This is a genomic window from Rhizobacter sp. (assembly GCF_032229685.1).
In the GTDB taxonomy this organism is placed as follows: Bacteria; Pseudomonadota; Gammaproteobacteria; order Burkholderiales; family Burkholderiaceae_C; genus LMDS01.
In genome coordinates this window covers 493,999-513,766 of sequence record NZ_JAVTWP010000031.1, presented here as the reverse complement: position 1 = coordinate 513,766, position 19,768 = coordinate 493,999, and the positions used below count along the sequence as shown (strand labels likewise).

Below are 19,768 nucleotides of genomic sequence, written 5' to 3'. Positions count from 1 at the left end.
AGTTGCTCGCTAGACGAATGCACCGGTAGCGTCACGCCGCCCACGCGCGCCGAGGAACTCGATCATCAGGCGGTTCACTTCATCCGGCGCCTCGAAGGCCACCCAGTGGCTGGCGCCGGGCACGATGCGACAAGCGATGTGCGGCGCCGTGGCCTCGAGGTAGGCGGCGCGCGACGCGGCATCGGGCTGCGGCAGCGGGTCCTTCTCGGGCAGGATCGCCAGCACCGGGCAGTGCGTCTGGCGCAGGCTCGGCCCCAGCGTGTCGCGGTAGCCGAGAAAGCGGGACCTGAACCGCGTCAGCGCGTGGTTGCGGCGCTGCATCGCGACGATGAGGTCGTCGATCCGGGTCGGATCGCCGACCATCATCATTTCGAGGTTGCGGCGGTGCACGGCGTTGGCTTCGGCGTCGCTCGCGCCGGCCGGCACGGGCCGCAAGGGTGGCCGCGACCAGCTGCCTGGCGGGAAGCCGCCCGGCGCCAGCAGGCAGATGCCGGCCACGCGCTCGGGCAGGCGCGCGGCGAGCCACGCCGTCATCACGCCGCCGTACGAGAAACCGGCCACGCGGAACGGTTCACCGACCGGCACCAGGCCGCCGACGACGCTCGCGAGCAGATACTCGCCGTAGGCATCGAGATCGGCGTCGTCCGGCACATCGAGCGACTCGCCCATGCCCGGCAGGTCGGGCAGCACCAGGCGGAAGTGCTGCGACAAGGTTTCGATGTTGCGCACCCAGTGGGTCCACGAGCCGGTGCCGCCATGCAACAGCAGCAGCGTCGGGCCTCTGCCGACGCAGCGCGCGACCACACCGGCGACGCTGACGGTCTCGAACTGCAGCGCGGGGAACAGTCCCTGCGGCGTGATGTCGGGCAGGGCGCCGCTCACAGCGTGGCCTCGGTGCCGAGGATGTTGCTGACCTGGCTGGACAGCACGCCGCCATTGCCGTGGCACAGCGCCAGCTCGGCCCCCGCCACCTGGCGCGCGCCGGCCTCGCCGCGCAGTTGGCGCACGGCTTCCACCAGCGTGAACATGCCGTACATGCCGGGGTGCACGCACGACAGGCCGCCGCCGTTGGTGTTGACCGGCAGCGCCCCGCCCGGCGCGATGGCGCCACTGGCGACGAAGGCGCCGCCCTCGCCCTTCTTGCAGAAGCCCAGGTCCTCGAGGAACAGAATGGTGTTTATCGTGAAGGCGTCGTAGAGCTCGACCACGTCGATGTCGCGCGGGCTCAGGCGCGCCATCTCGAAGGCGCGCCGGCCGGAGTCGATCGCCGCGGTCTGCGTCAGATCGGGCATCGCGACGATGTTCATGTGCGTCGTGGCTGCAGCCGCACCCAGCAGGTAGACCGGCTTCATCGGCAGGTGGCGTGCGCGCGCCGCGGTCGTCATCACCAGCGCCGCACCGCCGTCGGTGACGAGGCAGCAGTCGCGCACCGTCAGCGGGCTCGACACCATGCGCGACGCCAGCACGTCGGCCACGCTCAGCGGCCCGCGCATGAAGGCCTCGGGGTTCAGGTTGGCCCAGGCGCGCGCCGCCACCGCGACCGCCGCGAGCTGCTCGCGCGTGGTGCCGTATTCGTGCATGTGGCGCGAGGCCGCGAGCGCATACGAGGTGGCCGGGAAGATCGGCGCATACGGTGCTTCGTACGCGAACGGCTTGACCGACGAGATCAGCTTGCCCGATGCGGTGCGCTGGTTGCTGCCGTAGAAGATCAGCGCGGTCTCACACAGCCCTTCCTTCAGCGCCATCGCCGCCATCAGCGTGTACGACAGGAAGGTCGAACCGCCGGTGCGGTTGTTGTCGGTGAACTTCGGCTGGATGCCCAGCATCTCGGCGATCAGCAGCGCCGACAGCGGGTTGGCGTTGCCCGGCAGCGAGCCGAACACCGCGTCGACGTGGCGCGTGGTCAACCCGGCTTCGGCCAGCGCCTTGACGCTGGCTTCGACCGCGATCTCCTCTGAACTGCGGCCCGGCGCTTCGCCGAGGCCGGCCAGTGCCGCGCCGACGATCGCGGCGCTCCCGCGGATGCCGCCGCTCATGCCGCCACCTCGCCCGCAACGGCATCGAACACCACGCAGGGCTCGCTGCCCGCTCCGGTGGCGACGCGCGCCTGAACCGCCAGGCCGACGCGCACGGCGTCGTTCGGCACGCCGTCGACGCGGCTCATCACGCGCGGGCCTTCGGCCAAGTTGACCAGCACCACGTTGTACGGCCCGCCCTTCTCGGCGCTGCGGTTGACGATGCTCACCGCGTAGACCACGCCGCGACCACCGGCCGGCACCCACTCGAGCGCGACGCTGCCGCAGTGATTGCAGGCCAGGCGCGGATAGAACACATGCTGACCGCAACCGCGGCAGTGCTGGATCCGGAACTCGCCCGCGGCGAGGTACTGCGCATAGACCGCGTCCGGACCCGGACCCTGGGTCCAGCTCGTTGCCGCCGTTGTGTCGCTCATCGGGTAGTCCTTCGATATCGCTCTGGATGGATGGCCACGCGGGGTGCGTTGCGGGCTGGGTGCGCCGGGTTCAGCCCGGCAGCTCCAGCACGCCCTTGGCCAGGATGTTGCGCTGGATCTCGTTGCTGCCGCCGTAGATGCTGGCCGGCCGCGCCGAGAAGAACACGTTGGCCGGGTGCAGCGCACCGCCGGCCAAGGCCAGCGACTCGTCGCTGACGCCCGTCTCGCCCGCGGTCTCCAGCATCAGGTCGGCGACGCGCTGCTGTGTCTCGGTGACCCAGATCTTCAGCATCGACACCTCAGGCCCCAGCTCGCGCCCGCGCCGCAGCACGTCGACGCAGCGCACGAAGAGGGCATCCAGGTCGTCAACGTCGAGCCGCAACTCGTCGTGGCGGGCACGCCAGGCGTCATCGTTGTCCAGCCCCTTGGCCTGCGCCAGTTCGCGCAGCCGCAGCAGCGGCGCGCGCGCGCCGCGCGGGTTGCCGATCATGATGCGCTCGGAGCCGAGCAGCGACTTGGCCATGGTCCAGCCCTGGTTCAGCTCGCCCACCAGATTGGCGCGCGGAACGCGGACGTTGTCGAAGAACACCTCGCAGAACTCGGCACCACCGCTCAGGTTGCGGATGCGCTTGACAGTGATGCCCGGTGCGCGCATGTCGGCGAGCAGGAAGCTGATGCCTTGCTGTTTCTTGGCCTGCGGGTCGGTGCGCACCAGCAGGAAGATCATGTCGGCCTCGTGTGCGAACGACGTCCAGATCTTCTGCCCGTTGACGACGAACTCGTCGCCGTCGAGCACCGCGGTGGTCCGCAGGTTCGCCAGGTCGGAGCCGGCCGACGGCTCCGAGTAACCTTGGCACCAGCGCACCTCGCCGGCCAGGATGCGCGGCAGGATCTCGCGCTTCTGCGCCTCGGTGCCGTAGCGGATGATCAGCGGGCCCAGCATCACCACCGCCATGTTGGGCGCGATCTGGATGCCGTGGCGGTCGAACTCTGACTGCAACGCCACCTGCTCGTAGGCGCCCAGCCCCATGCCGCCGTGCTCGGGGGGCCAGTTCGGCGCGGCCCAGCCCTGCGCATGCAGCTTGGCATGCCAGGCCTGCGTGTCGCGCAGGCTCATGCGGCTGGACGGAAAGCGCCATTCGGGCGGAAAGTTCTGCGCGATCCAACGACGCAGCGCGTCGCGCCGAATCGGCCGTTCGCCCTCGACGATGAACTCGGGCGCCGCATCGTCGTCGCGGTCGGCCGGGGCCAGGTCGCCGTAGCGCCCGCGGTGCCAGGCGGCCATGCCCAGCCAAGCCGCGCCGACCATCGCCTTCTTGAGGTACAGGCCGATGTCGCATTCGTCGGTGTAACCGATGCCACCGTGCAGTTGGATGCAGCCCTTGGTGACCTCGAGAGCCGCGGCCGAAGCACGTGCCTTGGCCTGGCTGGCGGCCGCGGCCAGACGCCGTGCATCGCTGGCACCGAAGTCGCCGCCGGTCACGCTGTCGGCCAGCGCGGCCGATTGCATCACCACCGCGCGCGTCAACTCCACCTGGATCAGCAGGTTCGCGCTGCGGTGCTGCAGCGCCTGGAAGCTGCCCACCGGGCGGCCGAACTGTTCACGCAGCCCGATGTAGTCGACGCTGAGCGCCAGCGCGCGCCCCATCACGCCCAGCAGTTCGGCGGCAGAGGCGATGCGCGCCTGGTCGAGCGCGCGCTGCAGGGCCAGGTCAGCGCGGCCCGTCCCCGCCACCTGCTGCGCCGCCGGCACCCGCACGCCGCGAAACTGCAGTTCGCCCCAGAAACCGCCATCGACACGTGGCTGAAATTGCATGCTCAGCCCGGGCTGGCCGGACTCGACCAGCAGCAGCAGCGGCCCTTGCGGGCCGGCGGCGCTGACGATGAAAGCATCGGCACCGTGCGCCGCGGCGACAAAACGCTTGCTGCCGTCGAGCACGAAGCCGTCGCCGCTCGGCGTGGCCTGCAGGGCCTGCGGCAAGGTGGTCTGGTCGTGCTCGCGCTCCTGCCAGGCCAGCGCGAGCTGGCACTCGCCGCGGGCCAGCAACGGCAGCCAGCGCGTGCGCAGCGCGTCGTTGTCGCCATGCAGCAAGGCCCATGCGGGCAGCAGCGCGCCGGCGATCAGCGGCTCGGGTGCGAGCGCGCGCCCGCATTGCTCGAGCAACAGCGACGCTTGCGCCAAGCCGCAGGCGCTGCCGCCGTGCTGTTCGGGCAGGCACAGGCCGGTCCAGCCGAGCGCCGCCATCTCGCGCCAGCGCGCGCGGTCGAAACCGGGTGCACGGCCGCGCCAGTCGCGCAGGCGCCGCCCTGGCTCGTCGGCAGAGAAGAAGGCCGCCGCCGCGTCGCGCAGCATGCGCTGCTCGTCGCCCAGGTCGTCGAGTTTGGCAGCGAGGTCGATCATGGGTGCAGCGCCTTCACATCGTCAGCACGAGGCGCCCGCAGGCCTCGCGCGATTCCATCATCCGGTGGGCCCTGGCGGCGTCGGCCAATGGCAGGCTGCCGCCCACCACCGGCCGCAGCCGGCCCAGCCGCACCAGCTCGAGCAGGGTCTCGACCTCGGCCAGCGTGACGCCGTCGGTGCCCAGGAACGACATCTCCTTCAGGATCGCGTGCGCCGGACGCAAGCTCACGGGCGCGGCATTCAGGTTGCCGACGAAGACATGGCGCGCGCCCAGCGCCATGCCCTTCAGCGCCGCGGCCCAGGCCATCTGCCCGACGATGTTGAAGACCACGTCGACGCCGGCGCCGCCGGTCAACTGGCGCGCCTCGGCGGCGAAGTCGAGATCAGGGCTGACGATGACGTCGTCGGCACCGTGCTCGATGAGGAACGCGCGCTTCGATTCCGAGGTGGTGACGGCGATGGTGCGCGCGCCCAGCATGCGCGCCACCTGCACCGCATGGATGCCGACACCGCCGCTGGCGCCGGTGATCAGCACCGCTTCGCCCGGCTGCACCGCCGCCACCTTCTGCAGGCCGTGGTAGGCCGTGCCGAGCGCGCACGGCACGACGGCGGCCTGCTCGTAGCTCACACCCGCCGGGATGCGCACCAGCGCGCTCACCGGCACCGCAACGTACTCGGCGTAACCGCCCGGCACCGCTTCGCCGAACAGGCCGGCACCGTTCTCGCAGAGGTGGTCGCGGGCGCGCACGCATTGACGGCAGTGGCCGCAGTGGTCCTTCATCAGGATCGCCACCCGATCACCGGCGGCGAAGCCCGCGGCACGCGGACCGAGCGCGGCGACCTCCCCGGCCATCTCGTGACCGATGATGCCCGGCAGTGCGGTGCGCGGGAAATGCCCTTGGCGTGCCATCACGTCGTGGTAGCACACGCCGCTGGCGCGCAGGCGCACCAACACCTCGCCGTCTTTCGGCACCGGCACCGGCAGCTCGACCGCGGCGAACTGCTCCGGGCCGCCATAAGCTTGAAGGACGATTGCTTGCATGCTTCACCTCGGGTGGCTTACCGCTGGCGCGTGGCACGCGTCTGTGGCATCGTTTGAGTCTAACAAACGGCCGTTTGATTTACCATCAACGCCAAATTCCCCCAGACCCTCGACAGGAGCCCGCACCATGTTCAACGGCAAAGCACTCGACAACAAGGTCGCCATCGTCACCGGTGCCGGCCAAGGCATCGGCGCGGCGGTGGCGCGCGCCTATGGCGCCCAGGGCGCCAAGGTGGCCGTGGTCGACTGGAACCTGGAGACCGCCGAGCCGGTGGCGCAGGCGATCCGAAGCGCGGGCGGGCAGGCCGTCGCGCTGAAATGCGATGTGTCGGACCGCGCCGGCGTGGACGCGATGGTCGCGGCGACGGTGGCCAAGTTCGGCCCGATCGACGTGCTTGCCAATAACGCCGGCATCACACGCACCGCGATGCTGCACAAGATGACGCCGCACCAGTGGGACCAGGTGCTGGCGGTGCACCTGACCGGCAGCTTCAACTGCCTGCAGGCGGTGGTCGGCGGCATGATGGAGCGCAAGCGCGGCTGGATCATCAACACGATCTCCACCGCCGGCATCCTGGGCACCATCGGGCAGATCAACTACGGCTCGGCCAAGGCCGGCCTGATCGGCTTCACCAAGTCGGCGGCGCGCGAACTGGCCCGCTACAACATCGTCGTCAACTGCGTCGCGCCGGGCGCGGCGACGCCGATGACCGAGACCATCCGCACCGACGAGCGTTTCGCCGCGCGCACGCTCGAGCGCATTCCGCTCGGGCGCTGGGCCGAGCCGGAAGAGATCGCGCCGGTGTGGGTGTTCCTGGCTTCCGAAGGCGCGAGCTACGTCACCGGCCAGCTCATCGGTGCCGACGGCGGCATGTCGATCCACTGATGCCGGCCATGAGCAGCCCCGCCGAGGCCCCCCGCGCATCGCTGCACCCGCTGTTCCACCCGCGCGCGATCGCGGTCTACGGCGCCTCGTCGGACCCGACCAAGATCGGCGGGCGCCCGCTCGACTTCCTGAAGAACAGCGGCTTCGACGGGGCGCTCTACCCGATCAACCCGAAGGCGCCGCAGATCCAGGGGCTGGCGTCTTTCGCCAGCGTGTCGGCGGTGCCGGGGCCGGTCGACCTGGCGATCGTCGCGGTGCCCGCACCCGCCGTGCTGGCCGCGCTAGAAGACTGCGCCGCCAAGGGCGTCGGCGCCGCAGTGGTGCTCAGCTCGGGCTTTGCCGAGGTCGGCGGTCAGGGGGCCGAATGGCAACTCGGCATCAGCGCGCTCACGCGCCGCACCGGCATGCGCGTGGTCGGGCCGAATTGCATGGGCGTGATCAACGTGAAGCGCCGCCTCCTCGGCACCTTCACGCCCAGCGCCGCAGGCTTCGGCCTGGTGCCGGGGCGCATCAGCCTGGTCAGCCAGAGCGGTGCGTTCGGTGGCTACTGCCTGTCACTGATGCGCCAGCGCGCGCTCGGCCTGAACCTGTGGATCACCACCGGCAACCAGAGCGACGTCGACTTCGCCGACTGCGTCAGCCACTTCGCGCAGGACGACGACACGCAGGTCATCGTCGGCTACATCGAGGCCGCCACCGACAAGGCCCGGCTGATCGCCGCGCTCGATCTGGCGCGGCGCAACGGCAAGCGCATCGTCGTGATGAAGGTCGGCAGCTCGGAAGCAGGCGCGCAGGCAGCGGCTTCGCATACCGCGTCGCTGGCCGGGTCGGACCAGGTCTACGACGGCCTGTTCAAGCAGTACGGCGTGTACCGCGCGCGCAGCATCGACGAACTCTTCGATGTCGCCTACGCCTGCTCGTTGTCGACGCCGACGCCGCAGGGTCGCCGGCTCGGGCTGTTGACGGTGTCGGGCGGCGTCGGCGCGCTGATGGCCGACGTGGCCGCCGAATGCGGGCTCGACGTGGCACCGATGCCCGAGGACGCGCAGCGCCGGCTGAAGGAGATCCTGCCGTTCTGCGGCCCGCGCAACCCGGTCGACATGACGGCCCAGCTCGTCAACGACCTGACGCTGTTCGAGAAGAACTTCGTGCTCATGCTCGAGGAAGGGGGCTACGACCTGATCGTCGCCTTCCTGTCCAGCGTCGGCCAGGTGCTCGATCTGAGCCGCGCCCTGCTGGTGCAGCTGCAGAAGGTGCTGGCGCGCTTCCCCGACCGCACCGTGATCATGTCGATGCTCGCGTCGCCCGAAGTGCGCAAGGTCTACGAAGCCGCCGGCGTGATGCTGTTCGACGAGCCGACGCGTGCGGTGCGCGCCGCGAGTGCCTTGGTTTACTTCGCGCAGGAGGCCAAGCGCGCCCGGTCGCGCACCGCCCTGCCGCTGTTGCCGGCTGCGGCCCTGGCGCCGCCGGCCGGCGCCGTCAACGAAGTCCAGGCCAAGGCAGTGCTGGCCAGCGCCGGCATCCCGGTGGTGCGCGAACTCGTTGCCGCGACGGAAGACAGCGCCGCGCGTGCCGCCGAGACGCTGGGCTACCCGGTGGTGCTGAAGATCGCCTCGGCCGACATCGCGCACAAGAGCGAAATCGGCGGCGTGCTGATCGGCCTGCAGGACGAGGCCCAGGTGCGCGAAGGCTTCCGCACCCTGATGCAGCGCGCCGCAACACACGCCCCACAGGCCCGGCTCGAGGGCGTGGTCGTCGCGCGCCTGGCCGACAAGGGCGTGGAGACGATCCTGGGCGTGGTGCACGATCCGGTGTTCGGCGCGGTCGTGATGTTCGGCCTGGGCGGCGTGTTCGTCGAGGCTTTCAAGGACGTTGCCTTCCGCGTCGCGCCCTTCGGCGTCGACGAGGCGCGCGCGATGATCGACGAGGTCAAGGGCCGCATCCTGCTGACCGGACTGCGCGGGCAGCCGCCGTCGGATGAAGCGGCGCTGGCTGAAGCCATCGCGGCGCTGTCGGTCTACGCCGCGCGCCACGAGGCCGCGATCGAGAGCATCGACATCAACCCCTTCGTCGTGCTGCCGCAAGGCCAGGGCGGGCTCGCCCTGGATGCGCTGATCGTGCCGCGCGCGAACGGCTGACCCGTCAGACCAGGTCGTCGACCCGTCCGCGGCGCATCATCAGCTTCTCGCTGAACTCGAACACCTGCTCGGCGCGCTGGTTGAACACGCGCACCCGGCCGCTCATCACGCCGCGCTTGCCGTCCGACAGGTTCTTCTTGCCCTCGATCGTGATCTCGGCGCGCAGCGTGTCACCGGGCCGCACCGGCACCGTGAACTTGAAATCGGTCAGCTCGAGCGCGGCGATCGTGGCCGGGCCGAGGATCTCCTCCATCATCCCGGCGGCGATGCTGGCCGTCAGCAGGCCGGGGCAGATGCGACCGCCGAAGTCGGTGTGCTTCCTGGCGAACTCCTCGTTGATGAAGATCGGCAGCTTCAGGCCGGCCAGGCAGGTGAAGTTGACGATGTCGGTCTCGGTCACGGTGCGACCGTAACTCTTGAAGACATCGCCGGGGTTCAGATCGTCGAGCGAGCGGTTGGACATGGCATGCGCCTCGGTTGGGGTTGCGCCGGAGTGGCCAAACTAACAGTTGGCAGGATACTTCACTCGGTGCATGATGCGGGCGGCCCTCGGTGCCGCGCTTCCCCGGTATTCCCATGTTGTTCCTCAACCCCGATTTCGAACTCCCAAACATCGGCGCCGCGACCACGAGCCTGCGCGGCGCCGTGCGCGAATTCATCGCCGGCGAACTGGCCGCCGGCGGCTTCACGCCCCGGTGCGATTCCTGGACCGAAGGGCTGGCGCCCGATTTCAGCCGCCGCCTCGGCGCGCGTGGCTGGATCGGCTACCACTGGCCCACCCAGTACGGCGGTCGCGGCGGCAGCGCCTTCGACACCTTGACGATCAACGAGGAACTGCTCGCCGTCGGTGCCCCGGTCGGCGCGCACTGGATCGCGGCGCGCCAGAGCGCCCCGCTGCTGATGCGCTTCGGCAGCGAGGCGCAGCGCTTGGAATTCCTGCCACGCATCGCCGCCGGCACGACCTACTTCGCCATCGGCATGAGCGAGCCCGATGTCGGCTCCGACCTGGCTTCGGTGCGCAGCCGCGCCGAGCTGGCCGACGGCACGTGGGTGCTGAACGGCCGCAAGGTGTGGACCAGCGGCGCCCACCTGTGCCACTACGCCATCGTGCTGTGCCGCACCGCGCCGGCCGACCCCAAGGCGCGCCATGCCGGCCTGAGCCAGCTCATCGTCGACCTGAAGGCCCCGGGCGTGACCATCCGCCCGATCCGCATGCTCGACGGCAGCCACCATTTCAACGAGGTGATCTTCGACAATGTGCAGGTGCCGGCCGAGCGCTTGGTGGGCAACGCCGGCGACGGCTGGAAGCAGGTGAGCAGCGAACTGGCCTACGAACGCAGCGGCCCCGAGCGCTTCCTCAGCACGATGCCGCTGGTGGAACGCTGCCTGCAGCTCGTGCTGGCCGGCCCGGCGGCCGTGGGCGACATCGCCGCCGGCCGTCTGCTGGCACGGCTGATGACACTGCGCAACATGAGCCTGGGGGTCTGGGGCGCGCTCGGCGCCGGCCAGTCGCCTGCGATCGAGGCTGCGATGGTCAAGGACCTGGGCACGAACTTCGAGCGCGACGCGATCGAGATCGTGCGCGAGGCGATGACGGCCGACGCGCGCGTGGCCGGCGACGAAGCGCTCATGCAGCTGATGGCCGACGCGCTGCCGCTGTCTCCCACCTACAACCTGCGCGGCGGCACCAACGAAGTGCTGCGCAACATGATCGCGAAGAACCTGCAAGGAAAATGAGCGACCTCGCCCGCCCCTTGGCCGAAGCGGCCGAACGATTGTTCGCCCAGCGTTGCGGGACCGATGTGGTCGCCAGCGCCGAATCCGGCAGCTGGCCGCAGGCCCTGTGGTCGGCGCTCGAGGCGTTGACGCCCGCACAGCTGCTGGTGCCCGAAGAGCGCGGCGGTGCAGGCGGCGACTGGACCGACGCCTGCACGTTGCTCGAACGCGCCGGCGAATTCAACGTGCCGCTGCCGGTGGCCGAGACCGTGCTCGCCGGCTGGTTGCTCGACCGCGCCGGCCTGCCCGCCGTGGCCGGGCCGCTGAGCTTTGCCTGCGGCACGGTCGATCTGGCCGCAGCGCATCGACAAGGCCGCGTCGCGATCGAGGCGCGCAACGTGCCCTGGGCGGCACGCAGCGCGGGGCTCGTGCTGGTCGGGCTGGGCAACGACGCCGAGGCTTGGCTGCTGTACCTGCCGAACGATTCGTACACGACCGCCCCCGACCGCGCACCGGCCGGCGACCCGCGCGACCGGGTCTTGCGGCCCGACTCGCCACTCGACGCGGCCGGCGAGACGTGCCGGCCCCTGCCGGGGCTGCGCCACGCCGACGTGCTCGGCCGTGCCGCGCTGCTGCGCGCCGCGCAGATTGCCGGCGCCTGCCGCCGCGTGCTCGCGCTGACGCTGGCCTACACCGGCGAGCGCGTGCAGTTCGGCCGGGCCATCGGCCAATTCCAGGCGGTGCAACACCAGCTGGCGCAGCTCGCCGAAGAGACCGCGGCCGTGCGCGTCGCGGTTCAGGCGGCGGCACGCACCGGCGACGGTCCCTGGTCGCTGGCGGCGATGGCAGCCGCCAAGCTGCGCGCCGGCGAGGCCGCCGGCCTGTGCGCCCGGATCGCGCACCAGCTACACGGCGCGATGGGCGTCACGGCCGAACACCCTTTGCATCAAAGCACCCGCCGGATGCTGGCTTGGCGCGACGAGCACGGCGCCGAAGCCTACTGGGCGCGCGAACTGGTGCAGGCCTTGCGCGATGCCGGTGCGCCCGGCGCCTGGCAAGCCATCGTTGCCGCGACCAGCCGATGATGATGCGCACCCACGCTGCTGACAGGAGCCCGCCATGACACCGCTGCACGGCATCCGGGTGCTCGACCTGACCGGCTATCTGATGGGACCGTTCGCCACGCAGATCCTCGGCGACATGGGTGCCGACGTGATCAAGGTCGAACCCGTCGAAGGCGACTTGGTGCGCGCGATCGGCCCGACGCGCAGCCCCGGCATGGGCGGCATCTTCCAGCAGAACAACCGCAACAAGCGCAGCATCGTCCTCGACCTGAAGCAGCCCGCCGGGCGCGATGCCGTGCTCAGGCTGGCCAAGAACGCCGACATCTTCATCTACAACGTGAGGCCGGCGGCGATGGCGCGGCTCGGTCTGTCGTACGAAGCCGTGTCCGCCGCGAACCCGGCCATCGTCTACGTTGGAGCGGTCGGTTTCGGGCAAGACGGCCCGTACGCCGCGAAGCCCGCGCTCGACGACCTGATGCAGGGCATGTCGGCGATTCCGAGCCTCTTCGAGCGCGCCGGCGCCGAAGGGCCACGCTACATCCCGATGGCGATGGCCGACCGCTATTCCGGCATCTCGCTGGTCAACGCGGTGCTCGGCGCGCTGGTGCACAAGCTGCGCAGCGGCGAGGGCCAATCGATCGAGGTGCCGATGTTCGAGTCGCTGGTGCAGGGCGTGCTGGGCGACCACCTGATGGGCGCCAGCTTCGAGCCGCCGATCGGGCCGCCGGGCTACCCGCGCCACCTGAGCCACGACCGGCGCCCGTTCCGCACCTCGGACGGCTACCTCTGCACGTTCATCATCAACGACCGCCAATGGCGCACTGTGCTCGAAAGCATCGGCGAGCCCGAGCGCATGAACGATCCGCGCTTCGCGACGCTGCAGGCACGCACCGATCACTCGGCCGAGGTCTATGGCTTCCTCGAGGCGACCTTTCGCACCCGCAGCACGGCGCAGTGGCTGGAACTGCTGGAAAAGGCCGATGTTCCTGCCGGCCCGCTGCACACGCTCGAATCGCTGCTCGACGACGAGCACCTGAAGGCGGTCGGTTTCTTCGAGCACCACGAACACCCGACCGAGGGCACCGTGGTCAGCCTGCGGCCGCCGTCGCGCTGGTCGAAGACACCGCTGGCCATCGGCCGGCTGGCGCCGCGGCTCGGACAGCACAGCGGCGAGATCCTGCGCGAGGCCGGATTCACTCCCGCCGAGATCACCGCGATGGCTGCGGCGGGCGCCACCTCGCCCGACGCCGCCAGGAACTGAGAACGGCATGCAGGGCAAGGTCGCATTGATCACCGGCGGCACGCGCGGCATCGGCTACGCGGTGGCGCAGGCCCTGGCACGAGAAGGCGCGCAGGTGATCGTGACCGGACGCGACCCGGCGCACGGCGAAGAGGCCTTGGTCGGCCTGCGCGGCCTCGGCGCCGAGGCTGCGTTCGAGGTCGCCGAAGCCGGCGACCATGCCGCGATGAGCGGCGTCGTCGAGCGCACGGTTCAGCGCTTCGGCGGACTCGACATCCTCGTGAGCGCCGGCGCGGCCGGTGCGCTCGGCCCGACGCCGTTTGCCGAGATGACGGCCGCGCAGATCGAGGCTTCCTTCAGTGCACGGCTCTATCCGCGCATCTTTCCGGTCCACGCCGCGCTGCCCGCGCTGCGTGCCCGCGGGGCCGGCTCGGTGATCATGGTGACGACTGACGCGGCGCGCCATCCGACCCCGGGCGAGGCCATCATCGGCGCCACCGGCGCGGCCATCCTGTTGATGACGAAGGCGCTCGCACGCGAGTTCTCGCGCTGGCACATCCGCGTCAATGCGGTCGCGCTGACGCTGACCAGCGACACGCCGGCCTGGGACCGCATCTTCTCCAAGCCCGGTTTCGAGAACCGCCTGTTCTCGAAGGCGCTCGAGCGCTTCCCGCAGGGCCGCGCGCCGAACGCCGCCGAAGTTGCCGGCGTGGTCGCGTTCCTCGCGTCGGACGCCGCATCACAGGTCACCGGTCAGACCGTCAGCGTCAACGGTGGCCTGTCGTTCGGCGGATGGTGAGCCCGTGCGCGAAAGACGTGACTCGACCAAGCCAGGCACGATGATCGCGGCCGCGCTGCGATCAGACGCCGCGAAACTTCGGCTCGCGCTTCTCGAGCAAGGCCGCCACGCCTTCCTTCGCGTCGGCCATCTCGAGCGTGCGCGATTGCGCGAACGCCTCGAGTTCGCCGGCGCTGCGCGGATCCCAGTTCAGGCCACGGTACAGCGAGCGCTTCATCATCCGCACCGCCACCGGCGCGCACGCCGCGATCTCGGCGGCCAGTTCACGCGCCTTCGGCAGCACCTGATCGGGCTCGACGGCGTGGTTGGCGATGCCCATCTCGGCCGCCTGGGCGCCCGAGAACACGCGCCCCGTGAACAGCAGCTCGGCGGCGCGCGGCACGCTCGTGATGCGCGGCAGCAGGTAGCTGATCGCCATGCCGGAGTGGATGCCCAAGCGCGCGAAGTTCGCGCCGTAGCGTGCGTCGCGATTGGCGATTCGGATGTCGCACACCAGGCCCAGGCCAAAGCCGCCGCCGATCGCATGGCCGTTCATCGCCGCGATGACCGGCACCTGGACCTCGAGGATCGTCAGGAACGGCCGGTAGATGCCGAACGAGGCGTCATGCGGCTGCTCGTTGCCGCGGTCGAGGATGCCGCTGCGAAAGTCCGCCCCGGAACAAAAGCTCGTGCCGTTGCCGGTGATGATGACGCAGCGGATGTCGCGGTCGCCCTTGACGCGATCGATGACCTGCTGAAACGGCGCCAGCATCTCGGGCGACATCGCATTGCGATGATCGGGTCGGTTCAGCGTGATCTCGCAGACGAGATCGCGGGTGGTCACAAGGACGGCAGCTTCGGCCATGAACTCTCCTGTATCGAGGCCGGAACGGCCTCATTCGTTGCGGGCACTGCCGTGACGGCGGTGTTTTCGAGGCCCGCGCCGCGCACACAGCGCCGAACCTCTCTCACATCGATGCTAGTGCAAAGGAGCCATCCATGAAATCTCGCAAGTGCAGCTTCGCTCTCGCGGCTTTGTTCACGTTCGCGCCGCTGGCCTCGGTGCAGGCGCAGGCCTGGCCGTCCAAGCCAATCCAGATGATCATTCCTCAAGGGGCTGGCGGCAGCACCGATGCGATCGCCAGGCTGGTGGCGCAATCGCTCGGCGAGCGACTGGCCCAGACGGTGATCGCCGACAACCGTGCTGGCGCCGGCGGCACGTTGGGCGTCGTGGCCGCCGCGAGGGCGCCGGCCGACGGCCACTCGTTGCTCATCGGTTCGAACACGACGATGGCAGCAAATGCCTTTCTCTACGCAAACTTCCCGGTCGATCCGCTGAAGGATTTCGTGCCGCTGGCGCTCGCCGCCGACGCATCTTTCGTCTTCGTGGTACCGGCCAACTCTCCGTACAAAACGCTGAAGGAGTTCGTCTCCGCAGCCAAGGCGCGTCCAGGCAAGCTCAGCTACGGCTCCGGCACCAGTTCTGCCCAGTTGTGCACAGAGCTCCTCAAGGCCTCAGCGGGCATCGATGTGCTCAGAGTGCCCTACAAGTCATCGGCGCAATCGCTGACCGACCTGATGGGAGGCCAACTTGACCTGGTGTGCGAGCCCCTGTCCAGCAGTCAGCCGAATATCCGCGCCGGGCGCTTGCGTGCGCTGGCGCAGACCGGCATCCGTCGCTCGCCGCTGGAGCCCGAACTGGAGACCGCCGTCGAGGCAGGCGTCAAGGGCATGGAATACACCGCCTGGGTGGCCTTCTACGCGCCCGCAGGCGTGCCGAAGGACATCGCCGGCCAGCTCGGTCGCGAACTGCTCGCGATCCTGAAGGACCCGGCCATCGGCGCGAAGATCAGGGCCATCGGATTCGAGCCACGGCCGGCGGATGGGGAAGCGCTCCATGTGCTGCATCGGGCCGAGATGTCGTCGGTGGCCGCCACAGTCAAGGCGGCGGGCATCAAGCCCGAGTGAATGCCGCGTCGCCACCCACCGGCATTGCCAGGGAGAACCCATTGCTCGTCGAAACCTACTTGGGCCGCGTGTCGCCGCTGGAATGCGACCACCTCGGCCACATGAACGTGCAGTTCTACGTGGCCAAGGTCTCCGACGCCGCGTGGCACGTGATGACGTCGATCGGCATCACACCGGCCTTCATCCGCGAGCGGCGCCAGGCGCCGGCCGCCGTCAAACAAGAGATCGCCTACCTGAAGGAAGCGCTGGCCGGCGACCTGCTGCGCATGGAAAGCGGCGTGCTCGAAGCCAGCGAACGCAAGATCACCTTCTTTCACCGCCTGACCAAGATCGAGACCGGCCAAGTGGTGATGACGTCCAAGGTGTTCACCGTCAACATGGACCTCGACGCGCGCCGCTCGGCGCCGCTGGATGCGGCCGTGCTGGCCTGCGCGCGCGGGCGACTGCTGGCGGAGGACACGCTGTGAGCGCGCCGAGCTTCATCACCGGCCGCGGCGCGATCAACCCCTGGGAGTGCGACCAGTGGGGCCACCTGAACGTGCAGTTCTATCTGGCCAAGGCGAGCGATGCACAGGCCCATCTGGCGGCCCGTCTGGGCCTGCCGCCGTCACGCCTGCGCAGCGTCGAAGCCAGCCTGATGCCCGCCACCGACCGCGCGCTGTTCAAGCGCGAACTGCGCGCAGGCGACATCTATTTCATTCGTTCGGGCATTCGCGCGGTGGCGGCCGACGGCACGCTAGACATCGCCAGCCGGATGGTCAACCAGGAGACCGGCATCGAATCGGCCGCGTTCGAGACGCGCCTGCGCTGGGTCGCGCGGGACCGCACGACGCCCCTGCCCTGGCCCGACGACGTGGCCGCCGCCGCCGCCACGCTCGCGGGAGACCTGCCGGAACTGCAGCCACCAGCGCCGATGGCGAACCTGCCGCCAGCACAACGGCAGCTCGATCGCCTGCTGCTCACCTATCGCGGATCGGTCGAGGCCTGGGAGTGCGACTCCGGGGGCGTGGCACCGCCGCGCGCGCATATCGCGCGCTTCAACGACGCGATCACCCACCTGTTCCGGGCGATGAAGATCGACCGCGCCGAACTGTTCGCGAGCGGGCTCGGATCGGCGGCACTCGACTACGACATCTCGTACCACCGGCCGATGCGCGCCGGCGCGGCGGTCGAGATCCGCAGCGGCATGCTCGCGCTGAGCGACAAGGTCTATCACCTCGTTCACTACGTTCTTGATTCGGCCAGCGGCGAACTCATCACGACAATCGTCGTGGCTGCGTTGTTCTTCGACCTGGCCGCGCGCAAGTCGGTGGCGATACCGCTGGCGGTGCGCGCCGAAGCAAACCGGCTGATCGCCGAGAGCGGCTGATCCCATGGCTCCAGCGCCTTCGCGCCAAACCGTGGCCTGCCAGGACGCCGCTGCCATGCCGGTGCGCAATGGTGCCGACGCGATCATCGAGACCTTGCTTGAGCTCGGGGTGGACACGGTCTTCGGGTACCCCGGCGGCGCGGTGCTTCCGCTCTACGATGCGCTGCATGCCAGGCCTCTGTTGCGTCATGTGCTGGTGCGCCACGAGCAGGCGGCCGTGCATGCGGCACAAGGTTATGCACGCACGACCGGCCGGGTCGGCGTCGTGTTCGTCACGTCGGGCCCGGGCATGAGCAACACGACCACCGGCCTGCTGGACGCATTCTGCGACTCGGTGCCGGTGGTCTGCATCAGCGGCCAGGTGGCCACCACGGCGATCGGCACCGATGCGTTCCAGGAGTGCGACGCGCTGGGCATCTCGCGCACCGTCACAAAATGGAACGTGCAGGTGCGCAAGGTCGAGGCGCTGGTGCCGAGTCTGCGCAAGGCGTTCGCGATCGCCGCCGGCGCACGGCCGGGCCCGGTGCTGGTCGACGTGCCCAAGGACGTGCAGCTGCATCCGCTGCCCGCGGGGCCGGCGCACGCCGGCAGCGCGATTCGCGGGCGCGCCGTTTCGGCCCCCGTCGCGGGCGGGTTGCCTCTGGGGCGATTGCGCAACGCGGTCGATCTGATCACCAAGGCGGCGCGCCCGGTCGTCTACGGCGGAGGCGGGCTGATCAATTCCGGCACCGGTGCCTGCGCCGCATTCGCGGAACTGGTTCGGCGCACGTCGATGCCCTGCACGCTCACGTTGATGGGCCTGGGCGCCTTTCCCGCGTCGGACCCGCAATGGCTGGGCATGTTGGGCATGCACGGAACCCTGGAGGCCAACCTCGCGATGCACCACGCCGACCTCGTCGTTTGTGTCGGGGCGCGCTTCGACGACCGCGTGACCGGAACGCTGGACACCTTCTGCCCAAGCGCGAGCATCGTCCACATCGATGTCGATCCGACCTCGATCAACAAGGTCGTCAGGGCCACCGTGCCCTTGGTGGGCGACTGCGAGCGAATGCTGCGGGCGCTGCTCGACACGCTGGGCCCGCGTGATCTGGCGCCCGCGCGACTCGACGCCTGGTGGTCGCGCGTCGGCCGATGGCGTGCCGAACAATCGCTTGCGTACGTCGACACACCCGAAGCCATCGCCGCACCGGCCCTGATGGCACGGCTGCAGGCCGCCCTTCAAGGGCGCGACGCGATCGTCTCCACCGATGTCGGACAACATCAGATGTGGGCCGCGCAGCACCTTCGATTCGAGCGCCCCCACCGCTGGCTCACCTCCGGCGGCGCAGGCACCATGGGCTACGGGCTGCCCGCGGCCATCGGCGCCCAGATTGCCCATCCGGATCGGCTGGTGGTGTGCGTCAGCGGCGACGCCTCGATTCTGATGAACATCCAGGAACTGTCGACCGCGATTCAGCACCGAACGCCGGTCAAGATTGTGTTGTCGAACAACGGCTACATGGGCATGGTTCGGCAGTGGCAGGAGTTGATTCACGGCGCACGCTACAGCCACAGCTACACCGCGGCATTGCCGGACTTCGTCGCCTTGGCCAAGGCCTTCGGCTGGAGCGCTCGCCGCGTCGATCGCCGCGCGGAACTCGACGCCGCGATCGCCGAGTGTCTGGCGTGCGAAGGTCCGTTCCTTCTGGACGTGCACGTCACGGCCGACGAGAACTGCTTTCCGATGATCCCGGCCGGGAGAGGGCACCACGAGCTGCTGCTCGGCAAGGATCGGCCTTACGTCGCGCGGTAGGCACGCTGCGCTCGGGGCCTGTTGATGACTGCGCGACGAGCCGGCCCGCAAACGGGTGTCAATGCGCCAGCGCGCGCGCCGACGCCTGCATGTCCTTGGCCAGTTCGACCGCGGTCGCGTTGTCGATCTGATCGGCCAGGCCCACCGCGGCGATGCTGTGCGTCAGCGCGCGCATGCCGAGCATCGGCACCGCAACGATGACCACGCCGCCGATGTAGTCGCCGCGGTCGATGCTGTAACCCTGCTGGCGCACCTGCTCGATCTCGCGCCGCCACTGCGGCAGCGAGGGGGCGTTCTGCCAGCGCAATGAGCGAAATCGTCGTTCGATTTCCGTTCGCGGATGACCGCCGAACGCCGCGACGCAGCGCCCGGTGGCGCTGATCAGCGCCGGGAAGCGGCTGCCGATGTCGACCTGCAGACTCACCAGCGACTGGGCCCGTGACAACGCCACGACGATCATGTGCTCGAGGCCGACCAGCTCGATGCCGATCGCGGTCACGCCGTAGCCACTCGACAGGCGCCGCAGCTCGGGTTGCACGGTGGCCGAGAACCCGCTGTGGCCGACCGCCGCGCGCGCCAGCGGCAGCAGGCCGATCCCCAGCCCGTACTGCTTGGTCGCCGGGTCGACCTTGAGCAACTGCTCGGCGACGAGTGCACGCACGATGTGCAGGCAGGTGCTGGGCACCAGGCCGAGCGCGCGGGCAATCGCGTTGACGCCCATCGGTTCGGGCGTCTGCGCGAGCAGTCTCAACACCGCTGCCGCGCGCCTGACGGCCGGCACGGCGCGCTCGCGCGGTGTCTCGACAGGTGCGGTGGGTGCCGGTGTTTTCGCCATGAAGTCATTGTATTAGGACAATCACAAGTCTCATTTGACAATAACTAACGATTGTTAGATAGTGGCATTCTTCTCCCGCGATTTCCC

The 19,768-nt window shown here is 69.6% G+C and carries 18 protein-coding genes; 10 read left to right on the top strand and 8 right to left on the bottom strand.

From position 1 onward, the window contains the following. Positions 1-9 precede the first annotated feature (9 nt). From AC30PD_RS14115 to AC30PD_RS14095, 5 genes are all read right to left on the bottom strand, one after another. Positions 10-882: an alpha/beta fold hydrolase gene (locus tag AC30PD_RS14115; protein WP_489536273.1), complete on the bottom strand. Its 873-nt coding sequence runs from the start codon at positions 880-882 to the stop codon at positions 10-12. Then, positions 879-2,036: an acetyl-CoA acetyltransferase gene (locus AC30PD_RS14110; protein ID WP_489536272.1), complete on the bottom strand. Its 1,158-nt coding sequence runs from the start codon at positions 2,034-2,036 to the stop codon at positions 879-881. The genes AC30PD_RS14115 and AC30PD_RS14110 overlap by 4 nt, the downstream gene beginning before the upstream one ends. Beyond that, positions 2,033-2,452 (bottom strand): Zn-ribbon domain-containing OB-fold protein, encoded by a 420-nt coding sequence (locus tag AC30PD_RS14105; RefSeq protein WP_489536271.1) that lies wholly within the window; start codon positions 2,450-2,452, stop codon positions 2,033-2,035. The genes AC30PD_RS14110 and AC30PD_RS14105 overlap by 4 nt, the downstream gene beginning before the upstream one ends. Positions 2,453-2,522: 70 nt before the next feature. Continuing rightward, positions 2,523-4,853, bottom strand: a complete 2,331-nt coding sequence (locus AC30PD_RS14100; protein ID WP_489536270.1) for an acyl-CoA dehydrogenase family protein — start codon at positions 4,851-4,853, stop codon at positions 2,523-2,525. Between the two features lie 13 nt (positions 4,854-4,866). Next, complete coding sequence (locus AC30PD_RS14095; RefSeq protein WP_489536269.1) at positions 4,867-5,895, bottom strand: alcohol dehydrogenase catalytic domain-containing protein; 1,029 nt, start codon at positions 5,893-5,895, stop codon at positions 4,867-4,869. A gap of 127 nt (positions 5,896-6,022) precedes the next feature. Between AC30PD_RS14095 and fabG the strand changes: the two genes are divergently transcribed. Beyond that, positions 6,023-6,781 carry a 3-oxoacyl-ACP reductase FabG gene (fabG, locus tag AC30PD_RS14090; RefSeq protein WP_489536268.1) on the top strand — a complete coding sequence of 253 codons (759 nt, stop codon included), beginning with the start codon at positions 6,023-6,025 and terminating at the stop codon, positions 6,779-6,781. An 8-nt stretch (positions 6,782-6,789) separates the two neighbouring features. Then, positions 6,790-8,919: an acetate--CoA ligase family protein gene (locus AC30PD_RS14085; RefSeq protein WP_489536267.1), complete on the top strand. Its 2,130-nt coding sequence runs from the start codon at positions 6,790-6,792 to the stop codon at positions 8,917-8,919. 4 nt (positions 8,920-8,923) lie between these two features. On the opposite strand, the gene AC30PD_RS14080 is transcribed toward AC30PD_RS14085, so the two are convergent. Continuing rightward, the gene (locus tag AC30PD_RS14080; protein WP_448169726.1) at positions 8,924-9,382 is read right to left on the bottom strand and encodes a MaoC family dehydratase; all 459 of its coding nucleotides are present in this window, start codon (positions 9,380-9,382) and stop codon (positions 8,924-8,926) included. A 113-nt stretch (positions 9,383-9,495) separates the two neighbouring features. On the opposite strand from AC30PD_RS14080, the gene AC30PD_RS14075 reads away from it, so the two are divergent. From AC30PD_RS14075 to AC30PD_RS14060, 4 genes are read left to right on the top strand one after another with little or no spacing between them, the layout of a single operon-like run. Further along, positions 9,496-10,656: an acyl-CoA dehydrogenase family protein gene (locus AC30PD_RS14075; protein WP_489536266.1), complete on the top strand. Its 1,161-nt coding sequence runs from the start codon at positions 9,496-9,498 to the stop codon at positions 10,654-10,656. Continuing rightward, the gene (locus AC30PD_RS14070; protein ID WP_489536265.1) at positions 10,653-11,720 is read left to right on the top strand and encodes an acyl-CoA dehydrogenase family protein; all 1,068 of its coding nucleotides are present in this window, start codon (positions 10,653-10,655) and stop codon (positions 11,718-11,720) included. Before AC30PD_RS14075 ends, AC30PD_RS14070 begins: the two co-directional genes overlap by 4 nt. 34 nt (positions 11,721-11,754) lie before the next feature. Beyond that, on the top strand, positions 11,755-12,960 hold the full coding sequence (locus AC30PD_RS14065) for a CaiB/BaiF CoA transferase family protein (RefSeq protein ID WP_489536264.1): 1,206 nt from the start codon (positions 11,755-11,757) through the stop codon (positions 12,958-12,960). A 7-nt stretch (positions 12,961-12,967) separates the two neighbouring features. Continuing rightward, positions 12,968-13,738 carry an SDR family NAD(P)-dependent oxidoreductase gene (locus AC30PD_RS14060; RefSeq protein ID WP_489536263.1) on the top strand — a complete coding sequence of 257 codons (771 nt, stop codon included), beginning with the start codon at positions 12,968-12,970 and terminating at the stop codon, positions 13,736-13,738. Between the two features lie 61 nt (positions 13,739-13,799). On the opposite strand, the gene AC30PD_RS14055 is transcribed toward AC30PD_RS14060, so the two are convergent. Next, positions 13,800-14,582 (bottom strand): enoyl-CoA hydratase/isomerase family protein, encoded by a 783-nt coding sequence (locus AC30PD_RS14055; protein WP_489536262.1) that lies wholly within the window; start codon positions 14,580-14,582, stop codon positions 13,800-13,802. Positions 14,583-14,716: 134 nt separating this feature from the next. Between AC30PD_RS14055 and AC30PD_RS14050 the strand changes: the two genes are divergently transcribed. The 4 genes from AC30PD_RS14050 to ilvB are packed head-to-tail and all read left to right on the top strand — an operon-like array spanning position 14,717 to position 18,846. Beyond that, positions 14,717-15,685, top strand: a complete 969-nt coding sequence (locus AC30PD_RS14050) for a Bug family tripartite tricarboxylate transporter substrate binding protein (protein WP_489536261.1) — start codon at positions 14,717-14,719, stop codon at positions 15,683-15,685. 41 nt (positions 15,686-15,726) lie between these two features. Further along, positions 15,727-16,152 (top strand): acyl-CoA thioesterase, encoded by a 426-nt coding sequence (locus AC30PD_RS14045; RefSeq protein ID WP_489536260.1) that lies wholly within the window; start codon positions 15,727-15,729, stop codon positions 16,150-16,152. After that, positions 16,149-17,054 carry an acyl-CoA thioesterase gene (locus AC30PD_RS14040; RefSeq protein WP_489536259.1) on the top strand — a complete coding sequence of 302 codons (906 nt, stop codon included), beginning with the start codon at positions 16,149-16,151 and terminating at the stop codon, positions 17,052-17,054. Before AC30PD_RS14045 ends, AC30PD_RS14040 begins: the two co-directional genes overlap by 4 nt. A gap of 55 nt (positions 17,055-17,109) precedes the next feature. Then, positions 17,110-18,846, top strand: coding sequence for a biosynthetic-type acetolactate synthase large subunit (ilvB, locus tag AC30PD_RS14035; protein WP_489536258.1), 1,737 nt, complete (start codon positions 17,110-17,112; stop codon positions 18,844-18,846). A gap of 58 nt (positions 18,847-18,904) precedes the next feature. Here ilvB and AC30PD_RS14030 read toward each other — a convergent pair whose 3' ends face one another. Further along, positions 18,905-19,681, bottom strand: coding sequence for an IclR family transcriptional regulator (locus AC30PD_RS14030; protein ID WP_489536257.1), 777 nt, complete (start codon positions 19,679-19,681; stop codon positions 18,905-18,907). Positions 19,682-19,768: the final 87 nt, after the last annotated feature.

Excerpts from the sequence above, each read along its gene's own strand:
- ilvB (WP_489536258.1), top strand. The coding sequence starts at position 17,110 with ATGCCGGTGCGCAATGGTGCCGACGCGATCATCGAGACCTTGCTTGAG.
- AC30PD_RS14055 (WP_489536262.1), bottom strand. The coding sequence starts at position 14,582 with ATGGCCGAAGCTGCCGTCCTTGTGACCACCCGCGATCTCGTCTGCGAG.
- AC30PD_RS14030 (WP_489536257.1), bottom strand. The coding sequence starts at position 19,681 with ATGGCGAAAACACCGGCACCCACCGCACCTGTCGAGACACCGCGCGAG.
- AC30PD_RS14100 (WP_489536270.1), bottom strand. The coding sequence starts at position 4,853 with ATGATCGACCTCGCTGCCAAACTCGACGACCTGGGCGACGAGCAGCGC.
- AC30PD_RS14105 (WP_489536271.1), bottom strand. The coding sequence starts at position 2,452 with ATGAGCGACACAACGGCGGCAACGAGCTGGACCCAGGGTCCGGGTCCG.
- AC30PD_RS14110 (WP_489536272.1), bottom strand. The coding sequence starts at position 2,036 with ATGAGCGGCGGCATCCGCGGGAGCGCCGCGATCGTCGGCGCGGCACTG.
- AC30PD_RS14065 (WP_489536264.1), top strand. The coding sequence starts at position 11,755 with ATGACACCGCTGCACGGCATCCGGGTGCTCGACCTGACCGGCTATCTG.
- AC30PD_RS14060 (WP_489536263.1), top strand. The coding sequence starts at position 12,968 with ATGCAGGGCAAGGTCGCATTGATCACCGGCGGCACGCGCGGCATCGGC.
- AC30PD_RS14085 (WP_489536267.1), top strand. The coding sequence starts at position 6,790 with ATGAGCAGCCCCGCCGAGGCCCCCCGCGCATCGCTGCACCCGCTGTTC.
- AC30PD_RS14050 (WP_489536261.1), top strand. The coding sequence starts at position 14,717 with ATGAAATCTCGCAAGTGCAGCTTCGCTCTCGCGGCTTTGTTCACGTTC.
- AC30PD_RS14075 (WP_489536266.1), top strand. The coding sequence starts at position 9,496 with ATGTTGTTCCTCAACCCCGATTTCGAACTCCCAAACATCGGCGCCGCG.
- fabG (WP_489536268.1), top strand. The coding sequence starts at position 6,023 with ATGTTCAACGGCAAAGCACTCGACAACAAGGTCGCCATCGTCACCGGT.
- AC30PD_RS14070 (WP_489536265.1), top strand. The coding sequence starts at position 10,653 with ATGAGCGACCTCGCCCGCCCCTTGGCCGAAGCGGCCGAACGATTGTTC.
- AC30PD_RS14095 (WP_489536269.1), bottom strand. The coding sequence starts at position 5,895 with ATGCAAGCAATCGTCCTTCAAGCTTATGGCGGCCCGGAGCAGTTCGCC.
- AC30PD_RS14080 (WP_448169726.1), bottom strand. The coding sequence starts at position 9,382 with ATGTCCAACCGCTCGCTCGACGATCTGAACCCCGGCGATGTCTTCAAG.